At 30.9% G+C, this 11,016-nt stretch carries 12 protein-coding genes; all 12 read left to right on the top strand.

Annotated features, from left to right (window positions below):
* Positions 1–122: 122 nt before the first annotated feature.
* The 12 genes from copB to KA824_RS12775 all read left to right on the top strand — a co-directional run bounded on the left by copB (position 123) and on the right by KA824_RS12775 (position 10,945).
* The gene (gene copB / locus KA824_RS12720) at positions 123–2,219 is read left to right on the top strand and encodes a copper-translocating P-type ATPase CopB (protein ID WP_002510755.1); all 2,097 of its coding nucleotides are present in this window, start codon (positions 123–125) and stop codon (positions 2,217–2,219) included.
* Positions 2,220–2,233: 14 nt separating this feature from the next.
* Positions 2,234–3,667, top strand: coding sequence for a multi-copper oxidase Mco (gene mco, locus KA824_RS12725; protein WP_031926379.1), 1,434 nt, complete (start codon positions 2,234–2,236; stop codon positions 3,665–3,667).
* Positions 3,668–3,687: 20 nt separating this feature from the next.
* Complete coding sequence (locus tag KA824_RS12730) at positions 3,688–4,236, top strand: DUF1541 domain-containing protein (protein ID WP_031797805.1); 549 nt, start codon at positions 3,688–3,690, stop codon at positions 4,234–4,236.
* Between the two features lie 443 nt (positions 4,237–4,679).
* Entirely contained in the window at positions 4,680–4,880 is a 201-nt protein-coding gene (locus KA824_RS12735; protein WP_031588347.1) for a hypothetical protein, read from the top strand.
* Between the two features lie 32 nt (positions 4,881–4,912).
* The gene (locus KA824_RS12740; protein ID WP_210133278.1) at positions 4,913–5,233 is read left to right on the top strand and encodes an ArsR/SmtB family transcription factor; all 321 of its coding nucleotides are present in this window, start codon (positions 4,913–4,915) and stop codon (positions 5,231–5,233) included.
* A gap of 89 nt (positions 5,234–5,322) precedes the next feature.
* Positions 5,323–6,207, top strand: a complete 885-nt coding sequence (locus tag KA824_RS12745) for a permease (RefSeq protein ID WP_031588349.1) — start codon at positions 5,323–5,325, stop codon at positions 6,205–6,207.
* A gap of 19 nt (positions 6,208–6,226) precedes the next feature.
* A complete protein-coding gene (locus KA824_RS12750) occupies positions 6,227–7,282 on the top strand; it encodes a methyltransferase domain-containing protein (RefSeq protein WP_210133279.1) in 1,056 nt (351 codons plus the stop codon).
* 24 nt (positions 7,283–7,306) lie between these two features.
* The gene (locus KA824_RS12755) at positions 7,307–7,450 is read left to right on the top strand and encodes a hypothetical protein (RefSeq protein WP_088401729.1); all 144 of its coding nucleotides are present in this window, start codon (positions 7,307–7,309) and stop codon (positions 7,448–7,450) included.
* Positions 7,451–7,489: 39 nt separating this feature from the next.
* A complete protein-coding gene (locus KA824_RS12760; protein ID WP_078099797.1) occupies positions 7,490–8,959 on the top strand; it encodes a Mu transposase C-terminal domain-containing protein in 1,470 nt (489 codons plus the stop codon).
* A complete protein-coding gene (locus KA824_RS12765) occupies positions 8,952–9,788 on the top strand; it encodes an AAA family ATPase (RefSeq protein WP_031588352.1) in 837 nt (278 codons plus the stop codon). Before KA824_RS12760 ends, KA824_RS12765 begins: the two co-directional genes overlap by 8 nt.
* Before the next feature lie 19 nt (positions 9,789–9,807).
* The gene (locus tag KA824_RS12770; protein ID WP_031588353.1) at positions 9,808–10,368 is read left to right on the top strand and encodes a recombinase family protein; all 561 of its coding nucleotides are present in this window, start codon (positions 9,808–9,810) and stop codon (positions 10,366–10,368) included.
* Between the two features lie 64 nt (positions 10,369–10,432).
* On the top strand, positions 10,433–10,945 hold the full coding sequence (locus KA824_RS12775) for a recombinase family protein (RefSeq protein WP_210133280.1): 513 nt from the start codon (positions 10,433–10,435) through the stop codon (positions 10,943–10,945).
* Positions 10,946–11,016 lie beyond the last annotated feature (71 nt).

Raw genomic sequence — 11,016 nt, forward strand, 5'->3', positions numbered from 1 at the left:
ATGGTTATTTTCTGTACACTACAAAATAAAAAAGTCAAATGGTATATACCCCCATACCGTATATGTTATACTCAAATTGTCTTATTACTATCTTTAAAAATATAAAATTAGGAGGTTTAATTTTGTCGAATAACAAAAAACACCAAAATCATGAGCATCATAGTCATCAAGAACATGAAAATCACACTAGTCATGGTAATCATGAGCATCATAGTCATCAAGAACATGAAAATCACACTAGTCATGGTAATCATGAACATCACCATCATGGAAATTTTAAAAGTAAATTCTTTATTTCTTTGATTTTTGCGATACCGATTATTATTTTATCGCCCATGATGGGAGTTAAATTACCGTTTCAAATTTCATTTACAGGGTCAGATTGGATTGTATTAATTCTTGCTACAATTTTATTCTTTTACGGAGGAAAGCCATTTTTATCAGGGGCTAAAGATGAAATTTCAACTAAAAAACCTGGAATGATGACGCTTGTTGCTCTAGGTATTTCAGTAGCTTATATTTATAGTTTATACGCCTTTTATATGAATAACTTCAGTGGTTCATCCACACATACAATGGACTTTTTCTGGGAATTAGCGACTTTAATTTTAATCATGTTATTAGGTCATTGGATTGAAATGAACGCAGTAGGTAATGCAGGCAATGCACTGAAGAAAATGGCAGAACTTTTACCTAATACTGCAGTGAAGCTGATTGATAACAATCAACGAGAAGAAGTTAAAATATCAGATATTCATATTGACGATATTGTGGAAGTCAGAGCAGGCGAAAGTATACCCACAGACGGAATCATTGTTCAAGGAGAAACATCAATTGACGAATCATTAGTTACTGGCGAATCAAAAAAAGTTCATAAAACTCATAATGATGATGTTATTGGAGGTTCAATTAATGGTTCAGGTACAGTACAAGTTAAAGTGACTGCTACGGGTGAAAATGGCTACCTATCTCAAGTTATGGGTCTTGTTAACCAAGCTCAAAACGATAAGTCAAAAGCTGAACTCCTCTCTGATAAAGTCGCAGGTTATTTGTTTTACTTTGCAGTAAGTATTGGCCTGATTTCATTTATTGTATGGATGCTTATTCAAAACAACGTCGATTTCGCACTTGAACGGCTAGTAACCGTATTAGTCATTGCTTGTCCACATGCATTAGGCTTGGCAATACCTTTAGTTACAGCACGTTCTACCTCTATAGGCGCACATAATGGTTTAATCATTAAAAACAGAGAATCTGTAGAAATCGCACAACACATTGATTACATCATGATGGATAAAACTGGGACACTAACTGAAGGTAACTTTTCAGTGAATCACTATGAAAGTTTTACAGACGAGTTAAATAATGAAGAAATATTGAGTCTATTTGCTTCATTAGAAAGTAATTCTAATCATCCACTTGCCACTGGTATTGTTGATTTTGCTAAAGGCAAAAATATTTCATATGCTACTCCTCAAGAAGTTAATAATATTCCAGGTGTAGGCTTAGAAGGCACAGTTGATAATAAAAAACTCAAAATAGTGAATGTTTCTTATCTCGATAAAAGCAATTTTGATTATAATAAAGAACAATTTACGAATCTCGCTCAACAAGGGAATTCTATTAGTTATCTAATTCATGACCGACAAGTTATTGGTATTATCGCACAAGGCGACAAAATTAAAGAAAGTTCAAAACAAATGGTTTCGGATTTATTATCGAGAAACATTACGCCAGTCATGCTTACAGGCGATAATAAAGAAGTGGCACAAACAGTGGCTGAAGAATTAGGTATTAGTGATGTCCACGCGCAATTGATGCCCGAAGATAAAGAAAGTATTATCCAAGATTATCAAAGCAATGGTAGCAAAATCATGATGGTTGGTGATGGTATCAATGATGCGCCAAGCCTTATTAGAGCAGATATTGGTATGGCAATTGGCGCAGGGACAGATGTAGCTGTTGAATCGGGGGATGTCATACTCGTTAAAAGTAATCCTTCTGATATTATCAATTTTTTGTCCCTTTCAAAAAATACGATGAAAAAAATGGTTCAAAATTTATGGTGGGGCGCAGGATATAACGTGATTGCAGTTCCTCTTGCAGCTGGTATATTAGCTTCTATTGGTTTAATATTATCACCTGCTGTGGGTGCAATACTTATGTCTTTAAGTACGATCATCGTAGCAATTAATGCATTTACATTAAAATTAAAATAAAAGAGGTAAATATAATGTATAAAAAAATGTTCACAATTTTAATTACGTTATTTTCTATAATGTTTATGGTTCCTAATGATACTTTTGCAGAAGGTAAGCACAACATGATGGACATGAAAGAAAATGATCAAAAGCGAAATGATATGATGGATATGAAAAATCATGACGAAAGAAAAAATTTGAATTCTTCACAAGGAAAAAATGAAATAACATTTCCCAAAGTTTTAGAGCCTAAAAAAGATAACAATGGTTATAAAAGTTATACATTAAAAGCGCAGAAAGGAAAGACAGAATTTTACAAAGGTAATTTCTCTAACACTTTAGGATACAATGGAAATTTACTTGGGCCAACTTTAAAATTAAAAAAAGGAGATAAGGTTAAAATTAAGTTAGTCAACAACTTAGATGAAAATACAACATTTCATTGGCATGGGTTAGAAATAGATGGAAAAGTGGATGGAGGCCCTTCTCAAGTTATAAAACCAGGAAAAGAAAAAACAATAAAATTTGAGGTTAAACAAGAGGCTTCTACATTATGGTATCATCCCCATCCCTCCCCAAATACAGCTAAACAAGTTTATAATGGTTTATCAGGGTTATTATATATAGAGGATGACAAAAAGAATAATTATCCTAGCAATTATGGGAAAAATGATTTGCCTATAATAATCCAAGATAAAACATTTGTATCTAAAAAATTAAATTATACAAAAACGAAAGATGAAGATGGTACTCAAGGTGATACAGTCCTTGTGAATGGGAAAGTAGATCCTAAATTAACAACAAAAGAAGGAAAAATACGTTTGAGACTTTTAAATGGCTCCAATGCTCGGGATTTAAATCTTAAGCTAAGTAATAATCAAAGTTTTGAATACATTGCTTCAGAAGGCGGCCATTTAGAAAAGACTAAAAAGTTAAAAGAAATTAATTTAGCTCCTTCAGCAAGAAAAGAAATAGTAATAGATTTATCTAAAATGAAAGAAGAAAAAGTCAATCTTGTTGATAATGATGAAACAGTAATTTTACCAATTATTAACAAAGAAAAAAGTACTAACAAAGACACTACTCCAAAAGTAGATAAAAAAATCAAATTAGAAGGTATGGACGATAATGTTACTATTAATGGCAAAAAATTCGATCCTAACAGAATAGATTTCACACAAAAGGTAAACCGGAAAGAAACTTGGGAAATTGAAAACGTCAAAGATAAAATGGGTGGTATGAAGCACCCATTCCATATCCACGGAACGCAATTTAAAGTTTTATCAGTGGATGGGAAGAAACCTCCAGAAGATATGAGAGGTAAAAAAGACGTTATATCTCTGGAACCTGGACAAAAAGCCAAAATAGAAGTGGTTTTTAAAAATACTGGGACATACATGTTCCATTGTCACATACTTGAGCATGAAGATAATGGAATGATGGGACAAATAAAAGTAACAAAATAATTAATAAGGAGTTTTAAAATATGTATAAAAAATTAGGATTTATTATATTAGCATCAGGATTAGTATTATCAGCTTGCTCAACGGGTAGTAAAGAAGAAAATAATGGTTCTAAAGATCAAAAAGAAGAAGAACACATGGAACATAAAAGTGAAAGCAAGGCTCCAGATGATATGAAGCGTACAGACGATAGTAAATTTAAAAAAGGGGATGAAGTTACTATTACAGCAGGACATATGCCCGGTATGAAAAATGCGGAAGCTACTGTAAAAGGTGCTTATGAGACTTATGCTTATGTCGTAAGCTATACACCCACAAATGGGGATGAAAAGGTCAGTAATCATAAATGGGTTGTTAATGAAGAAGTTGCCGATGCCCCTGAAAATGGCTTTAAGAAAGGTGATACAGTTAAATTAGAAGCTGACCATATGCCAGGTATGAAGGGGGCAGAAGCAAAAATAGATGATGTAAATAAGACAACTGTTTATGTAGTTGATTATAGATCAACTGAAAATGACAAAATGGTTAAAAATCATAAATGGATGACAAGTAACGAACTAAAATCGAGATAAATTAAATTATCCTTTTAGTTCTTTAAAGTATTTAGTTAGTGATTGATAAATGCAATGAGAATCCCCTTTGTTAAATAGACAAGTAAACAAATAAAATTTATGGCCACTCTCATATCCACAATAATGAGAGTGGCCATTTGTTTAGAAAAATTAAATGATTTTAATGAAAATGAGGGGATCTTTTATAATTTATCAATGGAATTTCGAAAAATATAAAATGGAATAGTGAATGTATTGAGCTTTATCATTTATCAAGAAAAGTTATTCTAAATTAGCAGGTAAAGTCACAAATAGCATTTTACAAGTATTTTTTATTGTTCGATTAGGGTAAACCCTAAATAACAGAATTTAGTAACTTGCAAAAGTTGCATTAATAATTTATAGTTAATACATCAAAAAAAATTGATGTATTGTTTTAGTATTTTATAAAGGAGTTCGATTTTATGAGAATAAATCATGCAGGTACATTATCTGTTGATTATTTTGTTAGCTACTTAAATCTAATTATGATATCAAGAGAAGTTTCTTTAAAAGAAGCTATATCATATATGAAAAATGAGTTCTTTAAAGGTGAACCTGACATGTATGGTAAAATAACAAAAACTCATTTTAATCAAGCAATACAAGAACTCAAACAAAAATAGAAATATCTATATATAAGAGAGGTGATTATTTAATGGAAATTATTCAGTCCAGTCCTAATAGAACTGAGGAAGAACAATTAGACTTTTATGAACAGATGTTTAATGCGCTAGCTGATAAAATCAGACTTAAAATTCTACATTCAATACGTCAAAGTGATTCAAAATCTTTATGTGTTTGTGATCTAGAAGAATTATTAGCATTAAAACAATCTAAACTTTCCTATCATTTAAAAAAATTAGTAGATGCAAATATTCTTATTGCTGAAAAGCATGGCACATGGAATCATTATAAAATTAATGAGCAACAAATACAGGTGGTTTTAAAAGAAGATACTTGCTGTAAGATACTTTAAGTATCTTCTTTTTAACATAGAATTAATCAATTTTTTTTGATTATTATATCAAGAAAAGTTGATTAAATAAATTCGGAGGCGTTATACTAATGGTAGATTCAATTATGGAATTCATAAAAACATTTCTGATGTTATTTTTTGAATTATTATTACTATTTATAGTAGTGAGTTTTATAGTAAGTCTGATTCAACAAGTTGTTTCAGAAGAAAAAATTAAAAAGCTTTTGAGCAAACCTAATAAAGCCGTCAATTATATATTAGGTATGATATTTGGTGCTGTTACACCATTTTGCTCTTGTTCAACTATTCCAATACTTGCAGGTCTATTAAATTCCAAAGTTCCTTTTGGTCCAGCAATGAGTTTCTTAATTGCTTCACCGTTAATGAATCCATTAATGATATTTATGTTATGGGCATTATTAGGGTGGAAAGTAGCTGTTGTTTATTTTGTAGTACTAGCAATTTTCAGTATTTTAACAGGTTTAGTGTTTTCAAAAATGAATTTAGCTGAAAGTTATAAAGGGGTCAATGTTAAAGGTGATGGCTTTTTTGCTAATAAATCAGGATCTCGTTTTAAACAAGCATTAAACGATGCGTGGGCATTTTTATACCCAATGTTACCTTATCTATTTATTGGTGTATTTATTGGCGCCTTTATATACGGATTCATACCTGAAGAATTTATAACTAAGTATGCAAGTGGTGATGGTTTTATATCGGTCTTTATTGCTTCTGTTATCGGTATCCCTATGTATATCAGACCAGAAACAGTGTTACCTATAGCCGAAGCATTAGTATCAAAAGGTATGTCGCTAGGAACAGTAGTAGCATTAATAATTGGTGGTGCTGGCGCAAGTATTCCAGAAGTCGTATTGCTATCTAAGTTATTCAAGAAAAAATTTGTAATATCATTCGTTATCGCAATTTTAGTTGTAGCCATTGCTACAGGACTAATTGTTAATATGATTATTTAAATTTAAGGGGGATAAATTAATGAATCCAGAAACGTCAGTAATTAATAGATATGGAAATGCTGCAAAAAATCATGAAGAAAATTTATGTTGTCCAGTAGAGTATGATACGAAATACTTAAAAATCATACCCGATGAAATCATAGAAAAAGATTATGGCTGTGGCGATTCTTTAGGTAAGATTCAAGAAGGAGATACCGTTTTGGATTTAGGTTCTGGCGGAGGAAAAGTTCCTTATATAGTTTCTCAAATTGTCGGTGAAACAGGTAAAGTTATTGGCGTAGATATGAATGATGATATGTTAAATCTTGCTAAAAAATATCAAAATCAAATGATTGAAAAAATTGGTTATGACAATGTAAGTTTTTATAAAGGAAAGATTCAAAATTTAAAATTAGATTTAGAAGTATTAGATAAATATTTACAAGAGCACCCTGCTAGAGATTTAGGTACTTATCAATCTATCAATCAATATATTAATTACTTAGAAAACGAAATGACTATGATAAAAGATAATAGCATAGACGTGGTTATATCTAACTGTGTTCTAAACTTAGTTTCAACTGAAGAAAAAGAGGAACTTTTCAAGGAAATTTATCGTGTTTTAAAAGAGGGTGGAAAAGCCGTTATCTCAGATATTGTTTCTAGCGTAGAAGTACCAGAACAATTGAGACAAGATGAAGACTTGTGGAGTGGTTGTTATTCAGGCGCTATTGAAGAAAAATCTTTTATTGAAGCTTTCGAAAATGTAGGATTTTACGGTGTAGAAATAGATAAACGTGAAAGTACATGGACTACTATAGAAGGTATTGATTTTAGAAGCATGACGATTATAGCTCATAAAGGTAAAGAAGGTCCTTGTATTGATAAAGGACAATCTGTTATATATAAAGGTCCATTTAAACATATTGAAGATGATGATGATCATATATTTGAGCGTGGAGAAAGAACTTTTGTATGTGAAAAAACATTTAATATATTAAAACAGTCGCCTTATAAAGATGTTTTTGAATTTATCAATGAAAATGAAGAAGCTATTGATATAGAAGAATGTTGCGACACATCATGTGGTTGCTAAATAACAATTAAAGGAGGTGTTAAAATGGAAAAAAACGCATTTAAAAAAGCTATTTCTAAATTAAAACCTAAAGAGCAAGCTTGTTGTTCCGTTGAAATTGAAGAAAATAAAGAGAGTAAAAAAGAGAATACAAGTAAAGATCAACAGAATAATAAAGGCTGTTGTTAATGGCGTATCATTAACAATTAAATTAGGGAGCATAACAGTATGCTTCCTTTTTTTAATGGAGGTGCTGAAATGATTCAAAATTTAGCTGACTTTACAGAAGAAGAACGTAAAAAAGCTATGGAAAGATATCGTGTCCTTGAACCTTATTTAAAAAACTTAAAATCAGTTAGAACAGTTAGCAAATCAGCAAAAATACCAAAGCGTACGCTTTATAATTGGATTAATAGATACAAAAATGATGGATTAGCTGGCCTTACAGATAAAACGAGAAAAGATAAACATCGAATAAAGATAGATGGAGATATTATCAATTTTGTTCAGAACGAGTATTTCAGTAACAGAGGAATTTCTATAGCTTCTATATATCGCAAAACAAAGCAGTGGTGTAACAATAAGAGGGTTCCTGAACCTAGTTATTACCAAGTTTATAATATTATTAAGCGAATACCTGAAAACTTAAAAGCTTATTCAAATATGAACTCAAAAAAGTATGCTGAAAAATACGATGGTATATTTTTACGTGAGTGCCAACGTCCCAATGAAATTTGGCAAGCTGATCATACTATGTTGGATATAGAAGTATTAAATGAAAAGAATGAAATTGAAAGACCTTGGTTAACAATTGTTTTAGATGATTATAGCAGAGCAATTGCAGGTTTCAGAATAGAGTTTGGATCACCAGACACTGAAAGAACAGCACTTGTTCTAAGACAAGCAATATGGAAAAAAGGAAATTCAAATTGGCCAATTTGTGGCATACCAGAAAAATTCTATACTGATCATGGCAAAGATTATACCTCAGAACATATGCAACAAGTATCAGCTAACCTCAAAATAGAACTGATATATTCCAAAATAGGTATACCAAAAGGCAGAGGAAAAATAGAACGTTTTTTTCAAACAGTTAATTTAATGTTTCTTCAATTACTTCCTGGTTATACAAAAAATAAAAAGTCAAGAAAACATCTTACTTTGGAAGAGCTTAATAATAAGTTTGAGCACTTTATAATAAACGAATATCATTATCGTAAACATGGAACAACAAAAGAAAAACCGATGCAGAAATGGAATCAACCAGACTTTCTCCCACAATTACCTGAATCTAGAGAATTATTAGATTTACTATTATTAACTACAAGCAAACCTAGAAAAATACACAAAGATGGTATCTATTTTAAAGGACTAAGGTATTTTTCTACTAACCTCATTGCTTATATAACAGAAGAAGTTTTTATAAGATATGATCCTCAAGATATTTCAGAAATTCGAGTCTATTTAAACAATCAATTTTTAAGTATTGCATATTGCAGTGATTTAGAAAACCAAAGTATAAGTATAAAAGAAATCGAAAGACTAAGAGCAAATAAAAAAAGAGAGTTAGGAAAAAGTATTACTCGTACACGTCACCTCGTTCAAAATCTTAATCGTCCCAAACTATCAAATGAAGAATTAAGTAATAACGCAAAACAAGTTAAAAAGTCAAAACTAAAGAGGTATAAAAATGACTAATAAAACTTTTGTTGAAACAAAGCAGTACCGTCGATTTGAAGAATTTTGTGATAATTGCGCTAAGTATAAATATATGGGGGTTTGTTACGGAAATCCCGGTGTAGGTAAAACATTTTCTGCACAATATTATGCAAATTGGGACTATGTAAACCCAATCATTACTAATTATCAAAAAGCTGATGATAAAGGAAGTAATGTACATGATGATCAATTTCTAAATTGCAAAACCATTTTTTATACTGCCCCTCCTGTTAGACCTTCAAGAATTTATAAAGAATTATTAAACTTGGCTAGTGAATTAACATTAGGGAAAATTGGATATCGATCATTAAAAAGACAAGAGGAATTTAACGGATTAGAAGAACTTGTTAGATTACAACCAAGTAATTATGAAATTGATTTAATTATTATTGATGAAGTTGATAGACTAAATTATAAAACACTAGAGATTATTAGAGATATTTATGATCAACTTGATATTGGTGTTGTTTTAATCGGTATGCCAGGTATAGAAAAACGATTGTCAAGGTATCCTCAATTATATTCCCGTATTGGTTTTAGTCATCAATTTGAAAAATTAAGCAACGATGAATTAAAACACGTTTTAGAATATAGGTGGGAGGAGCTTTCCTTACCTTTAAGTTATGAGGATTTTGAAGATTATGAATCTATTAATACGGTAATAAAAATTACGAATGGTAATTTTAGATTAGTACAAAGATTATTTTCTCAAATTATACGAATTATGGAGATTAACGAATTGAATAAAATAAATGTTGAAGTGATAGAAACTGCTAGAGATGGCTTACTAATAGGAGAAAATGAGTAATTTGAAAGGGCTGTAGTATATGAGAAAAATAGGATATGCACGTGTACCTTATACTGACCAAAATTTAGATGTTGAGATAACTCATTTGTTAATCAATGGATGTGATTTAGTTTTTTCTGAGAAAGTAAATATTTATAGTAAAAACCAAATAGAACTTAAAAGTTGTTTAGAAGAATTAAAAGAGAATGATATTTTAGTTATAAATGACTTAAAAACTTTGGGATTAACGCCAAAACAGTTTATGGACTTCATAGATAACGAAATAATATCGAAAAACCTCCATTTAGAAGTACTTAATCTGAATATAAATACTCAAAATGAATATGGGCAATACTTTATTAGAGTATTCCAAATGTTGCTAGAATCCGAAAAAGTTCTAGTGCAAGAGAGAACGTCAAATGGTTTGAAAGCCGCTAGAGAAAAAGGTCGAAAAGGAGGACGACCTCAAAAAGTTGAAAAAAGCCAAAGGTATTATATTAAACAACTATATGATAGTGATAAATATACAGGTGAAGAAATTGCTCAAATGACGGGATTAAGTAGGAGTTCCATTTATAGAATAATTAAAGAAATGTTATAAAAGAAAGCAGGTAAACAGTTATATAATTGTCTACCTGCTTTGCGCCATTTAAAGCACAAAATTTGTGCCATATAACTCCAAAACTGACACACTTGAGGAATATGGTTGTGAACGTATCTTTAGCGAGAAAGCGAGCGGTCGCAAAACGAAAAGAACAGAACTTGATAAGTGTTTAGATTATTTACGCGAAGGAGATATCCTAGTTATCTATAAACTAGATCGTCTTGGACGTACAACAAAACAGTTAATTGAGCTATCGCAATGGTTGGATGATAATAGCATTGATTTACATATTATAGATATGAACGTATCGACTAAAGATGCGATCGGCAAGATGTTCTTTACCATGATGAGTGCATTCGCTGAACTTGAAGCTAACTTATTAAGTGAACGAACAAAAAAAGGATTAGAAGCAGCACGAGCAAGAGGGCGAAAAGGCGGCAGACCTTCATTGCCTGACCATAAGAAAAGAGAAATTAAATTTCTATACGATGAACAAAAACTTACAGGCGAAGAGATTGCTAAACAAACAGGAGTGAGTCGTTCTACTGTATATAGAATAATAAAAATGAAGTAGTAAAAACAAATAATCACAGGAAGAAAACTAATGAAAGGAGAATCTCTAATTTGAAGATTCTCCTTTCATTA

Source organism: Staphylococcus sp. GDY8P198P (assembly GCF_017891615.1).
GTDB lineage: Bacteria > Bacillota > Bacilli > Staphylococcales > Staphylococcaceae > Staphylococcus > Staphylococcus cohnii.